This window comes from Veillonella sp. 3_1_44 (assembly GCF_000163715.1).
GTDB lineage: Bacteria > Bacillota > Negativicutes > Veillonellales > Veillonellaceae > Veillonella > Veillonella parvula_A.
The window spans coordinates 255,707-275,479 of record NZ_GG770200.1; the positions used below are offsets into that span (position 1 = coordinate 255,707).

18 protein-coding genes are annotated in these 19,773 nt (G+C 39.8%); 16 read left to right on the forward strand and 2 right to left on the reverse strand.

Translation table 11 applies throughout. The features are described 5' to 3' along the window. Positions 1-62 precede the first annotated feature (62 nt). Together HMPREF0873_RS04860 and HMPREF0873_RS04865 are read right to left on the reverse strand one after the other, a co-directional pair. Positions 63-1,478, reverse strand: a complete 1,416-nt coding sequence (locus tag HMPREF0873_RS04860) for a HAMP domain-containing sensor histidine kinase (protein WP_038125663.1) — start codon at positions 1,476-1,478, stop codon at positions 63-65. Continuing rightward, positions 1,456-2,130 (reverse strand): response regulator transcription factor, encoded by a 675-nt coding sequence (locus HMPREF0873_RS04865; RefSeq protein ID WP_004698139.1) that lies wholly within the window; start codon positions 2,128-2,130, stop codon positions 1,456-1,458. The genes HMPREF0873_RS04860 and HMPREF0873_RS04865 overlap by 23 nt, the downstream gene beginning before the upstream one ends. 884 nt (positions 2,131-3,014) lie before the next feature. Here HMPREF0873_RS04865 and HMPREF0873_RS04870 point away from each other — a divergent pair. The 16 genes from HMPREF0873_RS04870 (at position 3,015) to HMPREF0873_RS04945 (ending at position 19,773) form a co-directional block, all read left to right on the forward strand. Next, positions 3,015-4,733: an FAD-binding protein gene (locus HMPREF0873_RS04870; RefSeq protein ID WP_008714751.1), complete on the forward strand. Its 1,719-nt coding sequence runs from the start codon at positions 3,015-3,017 to the stop codon at positions 4,731-4,733. Between the two features lies 1 nt (position 4,734). Then, positions 4,735-5,697 (forward strand): succinate dehydrogenase/fumarate reductase iron-sulfur subunit, encoded by a 963-nt coding sequence (locus tag HMPREF0873_RS04875; RefSeq protein WP_008714753.1) that lies wholly within the window; start codon positions 4,735-4,737, stop codon positions 5,695-5,697. Further along, positions 5,697-6,572: a CoB--CoM heterodisulfide reductase iron-sulfur subunit B family protein gene (locus HMPREF0873_RS04880; RefSeq protein ID WP_004698224.1), complete on the forward strand. Its 876-nt coding sequence runs from the start codon at positions 5,697-5,699 to the stop codon at positions 6,570-6,572. Before HMPREF0873_RS04875 ends, HMPREF0873_RS04880 begins: the two co-directional genes overlap by 1 nt. A 461-nt stretch (positions 6,573-7,033) precedes the next feature. After that, positions 7,034-7,780, forward strand: coding sequence for a hypothetical protein (locus HMPREF0873_RS04885; protein ID WP_008714755.1), 747 nt, complete (start codon positions 7,034-7,036; stop codon positions 7,778-7,780). A gap of 225 nt (positions 7,781-8,005) precedes the next feature. After that, positions 8,006-8,212 carry a DUF1659 domain-containing protein gene (locus tag HMPREF0873_RS04890; RefSeq protein WP_009352393.1) on the forward strand — a complete coding sequence of 69 codons (207 nt, stop codon included), beginning with the start codon at positions 8,006-8,008 and terminating at the stop codon, positions 8,210-8,212. Positions 8,213-8,433: 221 nt separating this feature from the next. Then, positions 8,434-8,655 (forward strand): DUF2922 domain-containing protein, encoded by a 222-nt coding sequence (locus HMPREF0873_RS04895; RefSeq protein ID WP_004694662.1) that lies wholly within the window; start codon positions 8,434-8,436, stop codon positions 8,653-8,655. Between the two features lie 313 nt (positions 8,656-8,968). Continuing rightward, positions 8,969-9,580, forward strand: coding sequence for a MotA/TolQ/ExbB proton channel family protein (locus tag HMPREF0873_RS04900; RefSeq protein WP_008714758.1), 612 nt, complete (start codon positions 8,969-8,971; stop codon positions 9,578-9,580). Continuing rightward, on the forward strand, positions 9,577-9,981 hold the full coding sequence (locus HMPREF0873_RS04905; protein WP_008714760.1) for a biopolymer transporter ExbD: 405 nt from the start codon (positions 9,577-9,579) through the stop codon (positions 9,979-9,981). The genes HMPREF0873_RS04900 and HMPREF0873_RS04905 overlap by 4 nt, the downstream gene beginning before the upstream one ends. Before the next feature lie 8 nt (positions 9,982-9,989). After that, a complete protein-coding gene (locus tag HMPREF0873_RS04910) occupies positions 9,990-10,793 on the forward strand; it encodes a TonB family protein (RefSeq protein WP_008714762.1) in 804 nt (267 codons plus the stop codon). A gap of 166 nt (positions 10,794-10,959) precedes the next feature. Next, complete coding sequence (locus HMPREF0873_RS04915; RefSeq protein ID WP_008714763.1) at positions 10,960-13,023, forward strand: TonB-dependent siderophore receptor; 2,064 nt, start codon at positions 10,960-10,962, stop codon at positions 13,021-13,023. Positions 13,024-13,146: 123 nt separating this feature from the next. Beyond that, the gene (locus tag HMPREF0873_RS04920; protein ID WP_008714764.1) at positions 13,147-14,130 is read left to right on the forward strand and encodes an ABC transporter substrate-binding protein; all 984 of its coding nucleotides are present in this window, start codon (positions 13,147-13,149) and stop codon (positions 14,128-14,130) included. Next, positions 14,114-15,115: an iron ABC transporter permease gene (locus tag HMPREF0873_RS04925; protein WP_008714765.1), complete on the forward strand. Its 1,002-nt coding sequence runs from the start codon at positions 14,114-14,116 to the stop codon at positions 15,113-15,115. Before HMPREF0873_RS04920 ends, HMPREF0873_RS04925 begins: the two co-directional genes overlap by 17 nt. Continuing rightward, positions 15,112-15,900, forward strand: a complete 789-nt coding sequence (locus HMPREF0873_RS04930; protein WP_008714766.1) for an ABC transporter ATP-binding protein — start codon at positions 15,112-15,114, stop codon at positions 15,898-15,900. The genes HMPREF0873_RS04925 and HMPREF0873_RS04930 overlap by 4 nt, the downstream gene beginning before the upstream one ends. A gap of 251 nt (positions 15,901-16,151) precedes the next feature. Then, a complete protein-coding gene (locus HMPREF0873_RS04935; RefSeq protein WP_008602158.1) occupies positions 16,152-16,739 on the forward strand; it encodes a DedA family protein in 588 nt (195 codons plus the stop codon). A gap of 10 nt (positions 16,740-16,749) precedes the next feature. Further along, positions 16,750-18,381 carry a glycosyltransferase family 39 protein gene (locus HMPREF0873_RS04940; RefSeq protein ID WP_008714767.1) on the forward strand — a complete coding sequence of 544 codons (1,632 nt, stop codon included), beginning with the start codon at positions 16,750-16,752 and terminating at the stop codon, positions 18,379-18,381. Between the two features lie 438 nt (positions 18,382-18,819). Next, entirely contained in the window at positions 18,820-19,773 is a 954-nt protein-coding gene (locus HMPREF0873_RS04945; protein WP_008714768.1) for an ABC transporter substrate-binding protein, read from the forward strand.

The following is a 19,773-nucleotide window of genomic DNA, read 5'->3' on the forward strand; positions in this document are numbered from 1 at the left end:
GGGCTTTTAAGATTAAAATCAATATAGAAAAGGGACTGACCAAATGGTCAGTCCCTTTTGTGTTATTCTTCAGTTGTGTTGTACGGCAATCGCACTGTAAATGTAGTTTTTACTTGTGGTTCACTCGTGGCCGTTACTGTACCATGGTGTAAGTTAATAACTTTATTTACAAAGTAGAGGCCTAAACCTATACCGTGATTAGATTTTTTGTTTCGCGATTGTTCCGTCTGATACATACGATCCCAAATATGATCCAGAGCTTCAGGTTCGATGCCAATACCATTATCTGTTACGGTAATGACTAAGTCTCTGCCTACGAGTTTAGCCGAAATATCAATAGTAGAGTTTGTAAACTTAATGGCATTGTCCACTAGGTTTGTGATAGCTCGACGTAATGATACTTCGTGAGCATTCATATGTAAATTAGGCTCAATATGAGATGTAATCGTAATCTGTTTATCTGTATTTTCTGTACAAAGTCTTGTATAGTCGTGGACCATATTGGATAATATCAATGATACATTGACAGGTGCAAAGCTTAGACCTTGTGCATTTTCAAGGCGGGCTACATCAAGCAGTTGGCTTACGAGGTTAGTCATGAACTTAGCTTGCTCTAAGATATGTGTTAAACCTTCCCGTAAATCTGCTTCCGTACGACCGTATTTTAAAGCAAATTCACTTTCTGCTTTAATAACGGCAATTGGTGTACGTAGCTCGTGAGATACATCAGAACTAAACTGTCTTTCACGATTGGAAGAATCCTCAAGACCTGAAATCATACGGTTAAATGTTGTGGTCAGTTCGTAGATTTCATCTCTCGCTGTGCGAGCAGGAATGTCGATACGACGGCTCAAGTCGTTGTTTTTACCGATGACTTTAGCTGTTTTTGTCAAAGTTCGGACCGGTTTAAGTCCTTTTTTGATGAAAAGATAACCGCCTAGGGAGGAAATTAGTAAGAAAATGATATTCCCTAACAGTAAGCTGTATAAAAGGTTTTCCGTCTTTTTAGAGGCCGTTTTTACTTTTGTAACAGCACGCAAAATACCACGATAGTTTGGTTCGTTAACCGGTGTATCGTAGTAGTAGAAGGTATCATCACCAGCAGCAATTTCACCAACTTGGCCTAAGGAAAGGATTGTTTGGTTTGGAAACCCATCTGGCAAGGCGCCTTTAATAATATAGCCGTCTTGAGTTGATACAAAGAAGAATGTATTATCTTGGTACGGTTTAAACTTGCGGATATCCGTAGCCATAATCATCGCTTGCTGCTGTAAACGCTCGCGCACTTCTTTGTTATCGGATTCATGTGTATATGCGTAAATCCATGCGGATGCAACCATCAAAATGATAAGCAAAAAGATGGTATACCACGACATAATTTTAAAGGTTAGGGGCAGCCGATTAAATAAATCGGTGGCTGCCCCGGACATGGTATCTAGATCTCGGTGAGGATCATTAGTTTTCTGTTTTGAGGACATACCCTACTCCACGAACCGTTTGAATGAGTTTTACATTCTCATCAGTATCAATTTTCTTGCGCAAATCTTTAATGTATACGTCGATAAGGTTAGAGTAGCTTTCATAATCGTATTCCCAAACATGGTCAAGGATTTGTTGACGAGATAATACGATATTTTCGTTACTTGCTAAATAGAATAATAGGTCGAATTCTTTTGCAGTCAATGTAATTGTTTCGCCGTCGCGTTTAACAGTACGTTGAGGAACATTGATGGTAAGTGGACCTACATGGATATCGTTTTGTGCATGACGCGCATTACGACGAGCCAATGCATAAATACGAGCGGTTAACTCTTCAAGATCGAAAGGCTTTACAAGATAATCATCTGCACCAGTGTTAAGGCCTGTAACTTTATCTTGTAAGGAATCCTTTGCTGTTAAAAGCAATACAGGTGTTGTATTACCGTCGTTACGCATTTGTGCAAGAGCACTGATACCATCAAGGATTGGCATCATAATATCCATTACGATAACGTCATAGCTAGATGTGTTAACGTAATCGATCGCTTGTTGCCCATTGAAGCATGTATCAACTGTCATATTTTCTGCACGTAAATATTTAGCCGTGATACCATTCAGCATTTCTTCGTCTTCTACAAGTAAAATTTTCATTCTCTGTTCTCCTTATGTATGATTTAAAAATATAGCTCTCCAACTACATTAATTATAGTCATTATATATATATAAACTTTCTTTTTTGAAAGCCACAACACCATATAAGGTGACTATATATATAATATTATATAACTTATTTATCTATTATCATACCTTATACAATAGTAATGAGCAAAAGATGAATGTACATGCGAGTTTACAAGACTTTTCTTCATTTTTGAAAGCCTTAAAAATGGTGAAAGACTGAAACTTAATGAATTCTGCTAATGAATAAAATCTAACTATATCGAAGATTGCCGTATGCGCATAGATGAGGGTGATTTTATCGATTTTAGATGATGTGCGATAAATCACTAAAAAAACTTATGATAATTATTATCACAGAAATAAATGCTTGTTATGAACGGAGAAATACGATAATTTTCGATGATTAAATTCGAGGTAAATTTAGTAGGAATTTAATGGATATTAATTATTATGAACGGTTAGCGACAATTAAAAAGCTAGTGTTTATGCGAATTCTATAGATACCAAAGGAAATAAAAACATAGAAAAATTTCGGAACCGAACTACTTTCGTAAAATCCTTAACTTCTTGTAAAAATTATTCATATAGGTAATTTTTTGACTCCTCTTTTTACCTTAAAAATGCTAAGTGAAATAAATTATCAATTAGATTAATCAAAATTAATTATGCATAATAGGGTTTAGACATGACCTGAAATGCTCTCTATAATTATAGGTAAAGAAATAAGAAAAATCGCATAAGTATGGGGTTTTTCTTGAAAGAAAAATGATTAGGTTATCAAAAATTTTTATAAGTTTTTGAAATGAGATAGTCTAACAGGTTTCTTATTAATAGGTAGTTATGAGGAGGTCATTATGGAACAGTTTGATGTTCTAGTAGTAGGTAGCGGTGGCGCCGGCATGCGTGCGGCTCTTGAAGTAGGTCGTCGCAAAGGCTTAAAAGTAGCTCTTATTACTAAAATTTTCCCAACTCGCTCTGCAACAGCAATGGCGCAAGGCGGTGTAAATGCATGTTTGAACAACGTTGCAGCTGAAGATACAGTTGAAACTCATACTTTCGATACTGTAAAAGGTTCTGACTATCTTGGCGACCAAGATGCAATCGAATTCTTCTGCTCTCGTTGTCCAGAAGGCGTACTTGAAATGGACCACATGGGTGCTCCATTCTCCCGTACTGAAGAGAATAAAATTGCGCAACGTAACTTTGGTGGTCAATCCTATCCACGTACTTGCTACTCTGCGGATAAAACTGGTCACGTTATTTTGCACACAACTTACGAACAATGCTTGAAAGAAGGCGTACACTTCTTACAAGAATGGTATCTTTTAGATCTTGTTAAAGACGCAAATGGTCACGTTGGTGGCGCAGTTGTGTGGAACATGAAAGAAGGTAAAGTAGAGCAAATTAAAGCAAAAGCAATTATCTTGTCTACTGGTGGTGCAGGTCGTATTTTCTGGACTCGTACTACAAACCCATTCCTTTCCACAGGTGATGGCATGGCAGCAGCATTCCGCGCTGGTAATGGCTTAAAAGATATGGAAATGATCCAATTCCATCCAACAGGTCTTGGTCGTACTGGTATCTTGATGTCTGAAGCGGTTCGTGGTGAAGGTGGTTATCTTCTTAATTCTGAAGGCGAACGTTTCATGAAAAAATATGCGCCTAACAAAATGGAATTGGCATCCCGTGACGTTGTAGCGAAAGCGATCGAAGATGAAATCGCTGCAGGTCGTGGTTTCGGTTCCGGTCTTAACGCATACGTAGTAGCTGACCTTCGTCACTTAGGTCCTGAAGTTATCATCGAAAAACTTCATGGTATTCGTGACTTGGCTATGACTTTCGAACATTGCGATCCATTGACTCAACCGGTACCTATTCGTCCAACATGTCACTATACAATGGGCGGTATCGACGTAGTGGATTACAAAACTTGTGCATGTGAATTGCCTGGTTTGTTCGCTTCTGGCGAAGCATCCTGTATCTCCATCCACGGTGCTAACCGTTTGGGTGGTAACTCCTTGGCAGATGGCGTAGTATTCGGTAAAGTATCCGGTGCTGGCGCAGCTGATTATGCTGAAACACATGAACAACCTAACGTAGATGCGGAACTTGCTGCAGCTGCAAAAGCTTGGGAAGCTAAATTCACTGAAGTAACAACTCGTGAAGGCGGTCGTCCGGTTGTAGAAATCCGCGATGCATTGGCTGATGCAATGTGGAATAAAGTAGGTATCTTCCGTAATGAAGAAGGTATTACTGAAGCATTAAAAGAAATCGAACAATTGATTGAAGATTATAAAACTTGTTATGTAGGTGACCCTGAACGTACTTACAACATGGCATTCGTAAACTATTGTGAAATTGGCTCCATGTTAACAGTAGCAAAAGCTATTGCTATGGGCGCTTTACACCGCCGTGAATCTCGTGGTGCTCATATTCGTGAAGACCATCCTAAACGTAATGATGAAAGATACTTAAAACATTCCTTGATCAAATTAGGTGCTGACGGTCAATACGAATTAACAGAACGCGACGTAGTGTTCACTAAATACGAACCACAAGAAAGGAAGTACTAAGATGAGACAAATCACCTACCATATTCACCGTTACCAACAAGGTCGCGCGTTTGTACAGACTTTCAAATTCGATTACGAACCTGACCGTACAATCCTCTGGGGCCTTCAAAAAATTAAAGATACTCAAGATCCAACATTGACATTCTTGGCAGCTTGCCGTTCCGCAGTTTGCGGCGCTTGCTCCATTCGTGTAAATGGCGAAGCGATGCTCGGCTGTGAATCTAAAATCGATGAATTAACAGAACGTTATGGCACAGACGAATTGACAATCGCTCCAATCGGCAACTTCCGTGTTATCCGTGACCTAGTTGTTGATTGGGAATCCAAAGTTGATCGTTTGAAAACAGTTGCTCCTTGGATTTTCCTTAAAGCTGAATTCAACGAAGGGGACAAAATCGTTCGCCAAACTCCAGCTGACTTCAAAAAATTCGTTGCTGGTACAGAATGTATCCTTTGCGGTTGCTGTGCGTCTGAATGTAACAAATTGACTGCTCGCGAAGACGACTTCTTGGAACCATATGTATTCACAAAAGCTAACCGTTTCGTATTGGATAGCCGTGATGATGCACCTATGGCTCACATTCAACCTGCATTCGACAATGGCCTTTGGAAATGCGTTCACTGCATGAACTGTATCTCCCGTTGCCCTAAACACTTAAAACCTGCTCAAGACATTTCCAACTTGCGTAAAGAAGCTACAAAAGCTGGTCTTACTAACAGCAAAGGCGTTCGCCATGCAGTTGCTTTCAAAGAGGACCTTTACAAAACTGGTCGCTTGAAAGAAGTTTCTATGAGCTTGAAATCTGATGGTGTTGTAGATTCCGCTAAACAAGCATTCTATGCATTGCGTTTGTGGAAACACAGCAAAATCAACCCATTTGAACTTGTAGTACCTCAAAAACCTGTAAACGGTATTGATGGTGTTCGCAGACTTATGAAAGCAGCTGAGGAGGTAAGCAAATAATGAAATACGCATTTTTCCCAGGTTGCGTTCTTGAAAGCGCTGCCAAAGAAGATTACTTAGCAACAGTTGCTGTAGCTAAAAAATTAGGTATTGAGTTGGAAGAACTTGACGGCTGGACTTGCTGCGGCGCTTCCCACGTTCAAGATATCGCTCCAGAAGTTACACTCGCTACAAATGCACGTAACATTGCATTAGCAGAAGAAAAGGGTTTAAACCTTTTAACTGTATGTAATACTTGTACTTTGATGCTTCGTGAAGCTAAAAATGAACTTGATGCAAACGAAAAAGAAAAGAACGAAGTTAACAAAAAATTAGCTCAAATCGGTAAACAATACCGCGGTACAACTGATATTACTCATTTCTTATGGGTATTGATCCGCGACTACGGTTTGGACAAATTGAAAGCTAAAGTTGTTAAACCGTTAACTGGTTTACGTGTAGCTGAATACTATGGCTGCCATATTCTTCGCCCTCAAACTGAATTGGGCTTCGAAGATTATCAAATGCCTACATCCTTAGCAGATTTGATCTCTGCTATCGGTGCTACACCAATCGACTTCTCCCGTAAACTTGATTGCTGCGGTTTCCATGCTGTATACCCTGCGCATGATTCCGTAATGCAAATGACTGGCTCTATCAATAAAGATGCGGCAACAGAAGGTGCAGATTGCGTAGTTACTCCTTGCCCACTTTGCCAAATGCAACTTGATATGTTCCAAAAAGAAGCTAAAGAAGTTGTTGGCGGTGGCAAAGATATGCCAATCTTGCACATGTCCCAATTAGTAGGTCTTGCTCTTGGCATTTCTCCTGCTGAAATGGGTATGCCTAAACGTCACTTAACTGATACTGCGGCAGTGACAAAATTTGTAGGTTAATTCGTTTGATTTAGACATGATCAGAGTTGGTCTATATAGTAGTCTGAATCTAAACCTATTATCATAATTACCAGAAGAATCCCCTAGCTTAGGCTAGGGGATTTTTCTTTTTTATAAATAGAGCTCCAGTAATGTTAATGGTAATAGATTTGGATTTAAGTGTACTGAAATATTAATCGTGAAATATATATAAACCGATAAATGTAAAATAAATACAGTAAAATACTAACTTTATAAATAAATTTGATTTTGATATCGATTGATAATTGTAGTATAATAAGTACACAAATTGTATACACTTATATGAGTAATAGCTAATATGTTGTAATTCATAAATTATTATAATGCTATATATACTAGACTATACAATATAAATTTGGGAGATATTATATTGGAAATACTGGTTATTATGCTTTGAGAGGGTGATTAGCATTATAGAGTGTATATACGGGGGGAAAATAATGAATGATATGCTATTAGAATATATCGATCGAATGATTGATCAAGAGACAGAACATCGTGTTTTTTCTGTGGATTTTAACAACAAACAGTACTTTGTAAAACAGGATATAAGTAACCATCGCTCTAGTTGGATTAAGCCCGCACCTAGAGCTTCTTTTGATTATGAGTTTTACAAGATTTCTTTTGTGAATACGCAATTGCCAGTAGCTCCTGTTATTGCTGGTTTTAGAGAACATTATTTTGTTACAGAAGCTTGTGGTAAAACGTTAACATATTATAGCCAATTGCCCGCTCAACATCCAGAGGATGATAGTTTGCAGGATATGTTAAGTCATATTTTTTATATGTTTGGCAAGACATTAGGTCAGTTGCATGATTATGGCTTGAGTCATGGCCGTCCTGCCATGCGCGACATTACCTATGAGCCTGAACTAGATAAGATCACATTGCTCGATTGGGAGAATAGCCGTCGTTGGCCTGAGTTAACACCGCAAGGCTGGGATTTACTCGTCTTCGTTCACAGCTTCCTTCGGGAGGATAATTTATCCATTTCGTATCTATATGCTATGATGAATGGCTATAGCTCAGCTTGTACAGCCCGTGAGACAGTGCTACATATAAAAGAAATTTTACGTAAACATGAGTATCTTTTTAAATTCTGTCGTATGTTAAATCCTCTACATTTTGTGGACACTGAAGCCGCTGTTAAAGCATATGACTTTATGTTGGCTTTGAAAACCGAATAATATGTATATGGATAGTACTCGTAGTAAGAGCACTTTATAGACCTTTACCGGTGTTATCTAGATTGATAAACTTCTAGATAACATTAGGTAGAGGTCTTTTTCTATTTCAATTTATAGTATTACAGTCAGAGTTCAGCTACTTTCACCATAAGTACCTTAAATAACGGTAAGAGGGTTGTCGAATGAGGGCCTCAGGAATATAAGAGGGTGAAAGGAGGTGATACGATGGCCAATATTAAACGCACTAAATTGGTGTTGCGTTTTAACATCGGTACCGAAGATGCGCCGAAGTACAAAGACGTAACCTATACTCGTGTTGCGGAAGAAGCGTCTGACGATAATGTGAAAACCGTTGGTAATGCGCTGGCAGCCTTGTATGACCACAGCTTGTCCGACGTGGTCCGCGTCAATGAAGTATCCTTAGGGCATTAAGGGTAGAGTTCCTATTCATTCTTGTTTTAGGTGATCCAAACACATTTTATTGCTAGATTCGTACATTCTCAGATAGTCGTAAAGAGGTGTAGAAATAGCAAGTCCACACATTCCCATCCTTATTGATATGAATCGAAGATACGTATATTTGTAATCTAACATGTTTACAGCCTATCTAGATTCGATGAACTTGTTTATGAAACGTGAAAGGAGGCGCCCACATGGCGGAAAAACGCGTTGTATATCTTACATTTTCTACGGTCGGTGGTAAAAGCACATCAGTCACAATTAGTGCTCCTCGTGCTGGAATTACTTTACAAGATGCTAAAACAGCGGCTAATGCGTTAGTAGCTAATAAAGTAATTCTTGGCGCTGGTGATGCAGAATTAGCAGCATTTACTACGGCTCGTGAAGTAAAGACACAAACTACTGAATTGCAATAGTACTGCTTCTATGATGTAGTCTAGAAAGGTACAAATATAATCTAAAGGTAGTATAAAAGCGATCATGGAGAAATCCTGGTCGCTTTTTTTGTGCATTAATTGAGATATAAATTCAAAATTATTTCAGATTCACAGATTATAATGTTCTATAAAGTGCTTGTTATACATATAAGATTGGAAAATGTAGTATGATATGATAGACTTATTAAGTGATTTTATTTATCAATTTATAATAGAATAGTCTGTTTGCAATCAGTTTGTTAGTGTAGGAAATTAGTATATAGAATTAAGCTACTTATAAAGGAGGTTTACGATGAAAGAGGCGTGGGAATTATTCTTACATGGTGGATTTGTTATGTGGCCGCTACTAGTGGCACTTATCATAACCGTAGCTATAGCGATAGAACGTATAGCTTATTATCGACAATTGAAGCGGGAAATGTTTGCTCTGAATGATGCATTAGAAGAGAGCGAAATAAACTGGCAATCCTTACTAATTAGCTTAGAATCTAAATATACAGCTAATATTTCGTATAATCTGCCTCGCGTGCTTGGACAGTGTCAGGATCGCAATGTATTGCAATCCAAAATGGAGGATATGGTGGCCCATGTTTATACGCACGCTTCCCGTGGCCTTGATTGGCTCTCTACTATTGTTACGATAGCACCATTATTAGGCTTGCTTGGTACTGTAACGGGGATGATCGGTGCCTTTCAAGTGTTCGGTGCTGACGGTGCAGTACCTACTGCTATTACCGGTGGTGTGGGGGAAGCCCTTGTCGCAACTGCTTCTGGTCTTTGCGTGGCTATTGTAGCATTGTGTTTTCATGCCGGGTTTACTCATCATGTACGTATGACAATATCTCGTTTAGAAGATTCATTTTCTCGTGTCTTAGATTCTTATGATCGGGGGCATGCTGCATGAAACGAATGAGCCGTATGGAGGGAGAAAAGCCTACTTTGATGATTATCCCTATGATTGATATCATCTTTTTCTTGCTCGTATTTTTTATGATTAGCACCATATATACGATTCCACAACAATCCTTGTCTATTATGCTACCAAAAACAAAAACACAACAGTCCGCAGAGTTGCGCCCGGTTTTAATTGATTTTGAAAAATCTGGACAGCTGATGATTGATGATGGATATGTGACGAAAGAACAGCTTATTAGCTCTGTGAAAGCCAAAATTGGAGAGAATAAAAATCAAAACTTCCTTATTCGTGCTGACAAGGATTTGAGTTATGGCAAGGTTGTGGAATTAATGGATGAGATGAAATTAGCCGGCGCTGCAAGTATTAGTATTGCCACTGTTAATAAATAGGTGATGCTATGGCGAAAAAATATGTAGATGTGTGGAAATATCCACATATGACCTATAAAAAAGCCTTTGTTATTGCTACAGTTATAAGTATTATTACGGTTGGTGTTGCCTTTGTTTCTTTTTCTGATTATATCGAATCTCAAATGACTGGATCGTTACAAATTAATTTTCTAACGGAACAGGAAGCAGAGAAACAAGTAGAGGAAATTAAAGAGCAAATTAAAGAAGAAAAAGCTCATGAGATCCAACACTCAAAAGAATTGGAAAATAATAATGTTCAACTTGATAACGGAGGAGCCGGTCATGGAGGACAAAATGGCAACTCTGCTGTTCCTACAAAAAGTGATGTAAGTCCGTCTAGTCAACAAGCGAGTGCTGGTGAAATAGGAACGGTTAAACAATCTTCTGTTGGTAGCAATACGGGGAGTGGACTTGTCGGAGCTGAAGGTTCTGGGATCGGGTATGCATCAACAGGTAGCGGAGAAGGGCTTAGCGATCGTGAAGGTACCGGAGGTACTGAAGTTGATGTCGGTGGTGGCGGCACATTTAGTTATGATGGGTATTGGAGTAATTTACAAAGTGCAATTAATAGTAATTACCCTACAGATGCATACACTATGGGAATTCAAGGTGATGTAACACTAAGAATTTATTTTGCCCCAGGTGGCAGTGTTGCCAGTGTGGAAGTTCTTAACTCTGATGACCCTATGTTATCAGAACATGCTAGGGAATATGCTTATAGTGTGGGTGGCGCTGAAAATTCTACAGGTACACAGCAATATGCAGATATCACAATTCACTATAATTTATAAGTATAATGAAAAACTAGTATCTTTATAGATACTAGTTTTTTTATATGTATATATATTACTTTGATAACATAAAATAATATTGATAGTTATTCTTAATGAATATATAATTGAGATTAGATATCGTTTTATGCTATTAGAGCCCTAATATATTTTCTGGAGGTGTGTGATGAAAAAATCATGGGCAGCACTATTGTGTGTTGTGTATCTAACATCTGCTGCAGGTGTGGTAGGTGCAGAAAATAATAGTTCTACAAGTGTAGTTAGTATGAATGAATCTCAAAATAATGCGAGTGATGAGCAGTCGAGACGCATGAAAGATATTACGGTTACTGCTACTCGTACGGAGGCTTTAGTTCGGGATGTGCCAATTGCGACAACGATTATTTCACAAGAAGAAATTAAAGATCGTCAATATCGTAATTTAGAGCAAGCCTTACAAAGTGTGCCAGGCGTTGCTTTCAGCACTGATGCTCACGGTGGACAAAATATTACAATGCGTGGTGCCGAATCTCGTCATACATTAATTCTTATTGATGGACGACGTGTTACTGGAGAGTTGACGAAAACGAGAGCTAATGCCATGGGTTGGCTTCGTCAAGGCATGGATAATGTGGAGCGCATCGAAATAACGCGTGGTCCGTCGAGTGCCCTTTATGGTTCCGAAGCGAACGGTGGGGTTATTAATATTATTACAAAACAATCCAGAAAGCCAAGTGTAGAGGTTAATACTGAAATTTCCCGGCGTGATGCATCGAGTGCAACAGGATATAACTTCAATGTATTGGCTCGTAGTGGACAACAAGGAAAGTGGAACGGATCGATTGGTGCCGGTATTCGCAGGAATATAGCGGGAAATAATGACTCTGGATCGGATAATAACTATCATGGTGACCGAATACCGCTTCATTTTGACGTATCTTATCAAGCGGGAAAAAGGGATAAATTTTCCTTCTTTATAGATCGAGAAACTGAAGATTTGGACATGAATACGAAAAAGGGTAGCGCATTGACTCAATCGGTTGATAAAAATACGACTACTACAAGCACAGGTCTTCGTTGGAATGGCCGTCGCGGCCGGTCATCGCTTATGGTGCAGTCTTACTACAATCATTACAAAGACACCTATGATCAATATAAGCGCACGGGTGGCATAAAAAAACTATCCATTTGGGATGAATATTATAATAAAGAGTGGATTACAGACGCACAGGTTAACACGGCAATTGATAAGAAGAATCTCTTGACGTATGGCGTTCAATTCCGCCGTCAAGAAGCGATTAGTACGCGTATTAATAATGGCTCCATAGCATGGTCAAGAACTCGAGAAGGCATTACAGATACCGCAGGTAAGGCAACCATTAATTACGGTAGTTACTTTGTACAACATCAATGGAAACCTAGTCGTAAATGGGTAATTATTCCTGCAGTACGTTACGATACGTCAAATGCATTTGATAGCCATTGGTCGCCTAAGATTGGTGTTACCTATAAAGCAAATGATAGTCTCCGTTTTAAAATGAATTACGGTGCAGGCTATTCCACACCTGGTATGACGGAAATGTATCATCATTGGCTTATGGCATCTAATGTGCCGAGAGGGCGATTAGGAGCTTTCGATATATATTTGCAAGGTAATCCTAATTTGAAACCTGAAAGCTCATATAACTTTGATTTCTCCGTAGAAAAAGATTGGAAACGGACAAATGTTAAGGCGTCCTATTTCCACAATGTTATTAAAAATTATATTGAAAGTGGTGCCAATCGTATTGATATGGCAAATCGCCGAATTTATGTTTCGTATTCCAATTTACCTCGTGCTGTATTGCAAGGTGTGGAATTATCTGTAAATCATAGACTCAATAATAAATGGGATGTATTCGGCAACTATACATATTTGGATGCGAAAAATGACGTGACTCACGATCGTTTGTTAAATCGTGGTCGCCATGTATTCAGTGGTGGTGTTAATTATCATCAAGGTCGTTGGACTGGTGCGTTCTGGGGTAATTATTACATTAACTACCTTGATGGCATTGATGCTATCGTTGTTAACCCACGTCTCAGCATTCCGAAGAAGAAAAATATTCAAACTTGGAACGTTATGGTGACTCGTCAGTTGAATGATAATGCATCCATGTATGTAGGGGTTGAAAATATATTTGGCGAAAAACAAGACTTACGGGATATTCATGGCGCTACTTATCGCATGGGCCTTAACTTGCGTATGTAATAGTGAGATATTAATGTATGTATGAAATGCTGAGGCTTTAATGCATGTATTTCATACATAATATAGTGGCATTAATTTGAAATTATAATCTATGAGGTTTAGCTTGCATAAGTTATCTGCGAGGTGATCATTATCAATAAGCCATTATTATGTTTATTGGGTATTGTTGCCGTTGTGGGGGCTTTCACTACGGGTATAAGTTTTGAAGGCAAGCGAGAGGTATTCAGTGAGGCAGGTGCTATTCAGATTGAAGATGATACGAAGCAAATTGTGTCGTTGCCAAACATAGCAAGTCGTGTAGTATCTATTTCTTCGGCGGATAGTGAATTGCTTATCACTTTAGGTGTTAGCCCCGTAGGCGTAGTAAATTCAAGGGAGTTACCGACAGAGGTGCAGGCTAAAATTGCACAGTATCCGAATATGAATAGTGCTGTATCTCCAAGTATTGAACGAATTATTATGTCCGACCCGAATCTCGTTATCGGCATTGCCATGCCGTTTCAAACGGCGTTGCGCAAAGCTTTTAATGCGAATCATATTCCTAGCTTTTACCACTTATCCTCCAATTATGATGACATCATGGACCATATTCGACATGTGGGTACCATGACTGGTCATGATAGGGAGGCGGCTGCGTTGGTCCAGAAATATAATGATATCCTAACGGAAATCATACAGCGTCATAAAGATGAGTCTGCACCGCGTGTCCTCATCGTTTTTGGGACACCTACGAGTTACCAACTAGCCTCCAGTAAAACATATGTGGGAGATATTCTCCAAAGATTAGGGGCAAAAAATGTGGCTGATGTATATTTGCCGCAGGATGTATCGGAGAATGCTTTGGATGGATATATTCCGCTTAATCTGGAGACGATGGCCGTTCTTGATTGTGACAAGGTTATCTTGATTAATCATGGCAGTAGCGGTGAGAAAGATATAGCAGCTTTTAAAAAGGCTTTTAAAACGCCGGCATGGCAGAATGTACCTGCTGTTGCTAATGGGAATATAGAGGTCTTGCCGGGTCCTTTGTTTGCGTCGGTGCCGACCGCTCGAATGGATCAAGTGTTATTATATGCGGAAAAGGTGTTATATGGACAATCTCATTAATGTGCAGGAACTTCGTGGCTTACGCGTTTTTGTGGCTGCGCTGATTCTGTTAATAGCAGGGGTGTTGCTGAGTATGAAACTGGGCGCCGTTCCATTAACTTGGGGCGAATTATACCAAATCATAACGGGTGGCGACACATCGAAAATTGGTCAAATTATCATGACTATACGCTTACCACGTGTTGTAGTGGGCTTTTTAGCAGGCATGAATCTTGCCTTAGCCGGTGTAATTTTACAAGGTATCTTGCGAAATCCTTTGGCGGATCCCGGAATTATCGGCATTACCTCTGGCGGTGCTTTGGCGGCTATGATTATCATGATTCTCATGCCTACTTACGTTATGCTTGTTCCTATTGGCGCTTTTGTTGGTGCGTTAGTGGCATCGTTTTTGGTTTATGGGATTTCTTGGCAAGGTGGGCTCAATCCGTTGCGCCTTATCTTGGCCGGTGTGGCAGTAGCTGCTTTTTTCGGCGGATTTAATACGATTCTGTCTGTGTTTTATCCGGATCGTGTTCAAGGAACGGTGAGCTGGATGGCAGGTGGTTTTGTAGGGCGTAGCTGGGACGATGTAATGATGATCTGGCCTTATACGGCTATAGGAATTATTGGATCTATGATATCTATCAGATGGCTTACATTGCTTAGTTTAGGCGATGATACGGCGCGCACTTTAGGTGTGCATGTTGAAAGATGTCGACTCTCGTTGCTCGTATTAGCCTCTTTGCTAGCCGCATCAGCGGTGAGCGTGTCGGGAATGTTGGGCTTTGTAGGCCTTATCGTGCCTCATGTGGCGCGTCTCATTGTAGGTGTGGATTATCGTTATTTGATTCCTACGTCTATGGTTTTTGGTGGCATATTAATTGTTTATGCCGATACTTTGGCGCGCATGATGATTGCGCCTGGTGAAATCCCTGTAGGCGTACTGATGAGCTTCTTGGGTGCTCCATTCTTCTTGTATCTATTGAAAGGGGTGGGGCGAAGATGAGTGTGTTAACAGTCGATAATATAACGGTAGGCTATGGGAAACGATTGATACTGGAGAATCAATCTATCGTCTTTGATAAACCGGAAATAATATCTATCATTGGTCCAAATGGTTCGGGAAAATCAACGTTTTTGAAAGCTTTGGCGCGGCTTATCAAGATAAAACAAGGGACTATATCGTTAGATGGAAAATCTTTACATTCGTGGAATACAAAGGAATTAGCGCGTCATATAGCTTTGTTACCGCAAATTACGACCGCCCCTGAAGGAATGTTAGTTGAGCAGTTGGTTCGATCCGGACGAAATCCGTATGTATCGATTTTTAAGGAACTATCTGATGCGGATTTAGCTGCTGTGGAGAAGGCGATGAAATGCACAGATGTATGGAAATATCGGTATCGGCAAATAGGGGAACTATCCGGCGGTGAACGGCAGCGCGTATGGCTTTCATTAAGTTTGGCGCAAGAACCGAATATTTTACTCCTCGATGAACCGACTACCTATCTCGATAGTCGACATCAAATTGAGTTGATGGAGCTAGTTAAACGCACACAGCGGGAACGAAATATTATGGTCGTTATGGTGCTCCATGATTTGAATCTAGCTTTGCGCTATAGTGACCGCATTATTGCTATTAAAGAGGGAGCTATTGTAGGTGATGGAACTCCGCATATGATGATGACCCCAGAGAATTTAGCAGAGTGGTTCGGTATTAAAGCGGATATTTTACAAAGCCCTCGCAGTGAAGAAACATGTCCTATATGTGTACCATATGGTCTTGCTTAAACAGAGAAGATTAGGTATCGTATAGCCAGTTAATTGTTAGCTGTTTTTACTGAGAGGTACACAATAGCAAAAAAGCTATTGCGAAAATTGCATACTGTTTATACCTTAAAGAGGCCCCACCTGTGGTGAGGGTCTCTTTATTATGGTAAAATATATGGTGTACCAAATGGTTGGGTGAAATTTTCACGAAATGATGTACAAGCATAAGTACATTATAGAACCCGGATGGGGATTTTTAATGAGGTAAAATAGTGGAATATATTATTTCGTTTATGGAAACATATGGCTATACGGCCATGTTTATTGCAATGGTTCTAGAAAATGCTAATGTGCCTATTCCAAGTGAAATCGTACTTGGTTTTGCGGGGTATTTAATAGCTCAAGGCATATTTGATATGCATACAACAATGGTGGTAGGTATCTTAGCAGGTATTGTTGGTTCTATAGTATCCTACTGGATGGGTGAGCATGGTGGGCGCCCTTTATTATTGAAATATGGTAAATATATATTCTTTAATGAACATAAATTTGAACTGGCAGAAAAGATGTTTAATAAATATGGCGGTGTAGCTGTATTTTTTGGTCGACTTTTACCTGGTGTTCGTACCTTTATCTCCTTCCCTGCAGGAATGGCACGCTATCCCATGTGGCATTTCATCATCTGGACGGTACTCGGTACGATTCCTTGGACGATTTTGCTCGTTTACTTAGGTAAGGTACTTGGTGAAAATTGGCAAGACCTTATCGAGTACAATCATGAGTTCTTGATTGTTATGATCGTTGTATTTGTCATTATAGCTGTAGTACTGGGCTTTAGATACTATCGTAATCGTCGATAAGGAGGCCCTTATGAAACTCTCTCGATTAACACCAGTCGTATTTATTGTGTGGCTAGTGTTTTATATGTTTGGCAATAATATGTTGCCTGTTACAGATCCCGTTGAATCTAATTATGCGTTAACGGCAAAGGAAATGGTTCTTTCAGGTGATTGGCTATCTCCGCAGATTTATGGTACTTATTGGTACGATAAACCCATCATGATTTATTGGCTCATTGCTCTTGGCTTTAAAATTTTTGGAATTGCTGATTGGGTGGTGCGCCTACCGAGTGCTATTTTCGGTGCTTTGTCGGTGGCGACCATGTATCAATCTACGCGTACCATGAGCGGTAAGTGGGCGCTTGGTCTCATTGGGGCATCCGTTCTGGGCACATCTCTTATGTTCTGGACCGTAGCTCATGGCGTTATTACGGATATGGTGCTCCTTTATACGACATTGATGGTCATGATTTACTCCTACAAGGGACTGGTGGAACAGAAACCGTATGCCATGATTGTAGCCTATGTATTTGCTGCGTTAGGCGTACTCACTAAAGGCCCGGTAGCCATTGTGTTGCCTGGTATGATTCTGCTTGTTTTTGCAGGTATTAATCGTTCTTGGTCTATGGTGAAAGCCATCTTCGATTGGCGTGGCATTTTAGCTTTTTGTGTAGTTTGTTTGCCGTGGTATGTGTACATGTATAGCGTTCATGGTCAAGACTTTATCAATGGCTTCTTAGGACTTCACAATGTGACTCGTGCTACTCAGTCGGAACATCCGGAAGATAATGTGTGGTGGTATTATCTCGCTATCTTCCTTGGTGCTTCTATGCCGTGGACGGGTGCTGTTATTTACGGTATAATCGATGGCTTTAAACAACGTCATACAGGGTTTATCTATAATATGACTTGGGGTGTTGGAATTGTGCTATTCTACACCTTGATGGCAACAAAATACCCTCTATATACCTTTGTTAGCTTAGTCCCATTTAGTGCTATCGGTGCTTTGGGCGTTATGAAGCTTATTCGCAAAGGCAAATCTAGAGCCTTAAAATGGATTATTATGGGGCCGACGTTACTTTTGTGGATTGCTTATGTAGCAGGTTCTTTCTTCGCGCCATGGGGCTTCTATTTCTTGCTTTATGTAGTGGTTGCTACTGCGGCATTGCTCATGCTTTATGCGTGGTATACGAGAAGAGGATATCGTTTAGTAACGATCATTGTTCTTGGCACGATGGTTATATCTTCTGTAGTTGTTATGGAAGGCTTAGAGCCATTCGTTAAGCAGCGTAGTAATATTGACGTTGTACCAGTGGTAGACTCCTATGAAGGGGATGTCTATTACTATAACGGCTATAGTACGGCTGTTGTGTACTATACAGGTCATAAGGTTATTAAAATTAATGGTGATGAAAGTCGCTGGGATGATCGAGATAAATTAAAAAAACGTAGCGCTGAATGGCAGAAGAAATATCTTATGGAACAAGTAAGTGAAGAGGAATTTAACAAGACTATCGAATCTGGTAAGCCACTTATGTTAATCGTTCCTAAAGGGGAAATTAAGCATTTCCGTCAGTCTTCTATTTATCCATATGTATCTGAATCTAGTGAAGCGGGTACATCAGAAGTTTACGTATTAAATAAAAAGACTCTATTCAAATAATAGTGAAAACTTAATAAATATTACAAACAGGTAGTATCCAATGATATGTACCCCATTTACTGGTTGCCTAGTAAAAGAGGTATATATCACAACGAATACTACCTGTTTTTTGTTAATTAGATACTTGTAGCTTTATGGTATCTGAGAGTTTACTGGCGTTGACTCACTACATATTATCTATTCTTGCCTTCTTAGTGAAATGCCTATTTGAATGGGTGTTATCTTTTTTTTTATATTGATGTTTTTCACACCTAAATAATAATACCTATAATATTAATATGATTTATTGACATAATTAATACATATTGATATAGTAGGTTATATTAAGTTTAGAAGACGAGGTGTTCTAAAGCCTGATTTCATCTAAGGTATAGAAAAATGCGGAAAATGATATGAGTCATAAACGCCCCTTGTTGTGAGGTAGAAAGAGGGGACATTATGAAGAAATTTTGGTATCTATTCATTGCTATCGTGCTGTTGATAGTAAGTGGGCTAGCGTATGGTTATCATGAACACAGTAAACCAAAGACCGCCCAAGAATTAAAAACCGTGCGCGTTGCGTATTTACCGATTACGCATGCGCTACCCGTATTTGCTATGAAGGAACTGGAGACAGCAGATGGTCCCGTTCATGTAGAGCTTGTTAAATACGGTTCCTGGCCGGAACTCATGGATGCGCTCAACACCGGTAAAGTAGACGCTGCAGCCGTTCTCGTTGAGCTCGGCGTAAAGGCTCGTGAACAGGGCATAGATGTGCGCGCGGCGGCATTAGGTCATACGGAAGGCAACATTATCGTTGTAAATAACGATATTAACTCTGTACAGGATTTGAAAGGTAAATCCTTTGCTATCCCTCATAAGCAATCAACTCAAAAAATCCTCGTAGACCTCATGCTTGAACGGGCAGGTCTTAGCGAGAAGGACGTACAGATAGTGGAGATGAGCCCTCCTGAAATGCCGTCCGCATTGTCGGTCGGTCAAATCGCTGGCTATAGCGTGGCGGAGCCATTTGGTTCTCTTGCTATAGAAATGGGAGCTGGGAAGGTCTTTGAAGACCCTGATCACTTATGGCATGACAATATCTGTTGCGCCCTCGTGTTCAACGGTCAATTCGTCGATGAACACCACGATTTGGCGAAGGCTTTCACAAAAGCTTATCTCGATGCAGGTACATATTTAGACGAGCATCCGGAGGCGCAAAAGGAGATTGCCTTGAAATATATGAAATTTAAGGATCCTGTTATCGAGCGTTCCTTGCAAGTAATTGGGTTTGGAGATTTGGCCCTCACCGAGGATCGTTATAAGGCGCTCGTGCATCACATGACCCATGTCGATTTGATTAAAAAGGTGCCGAGTTATTCGGAGTTTGTAGATACATCGCTATTGCCATAG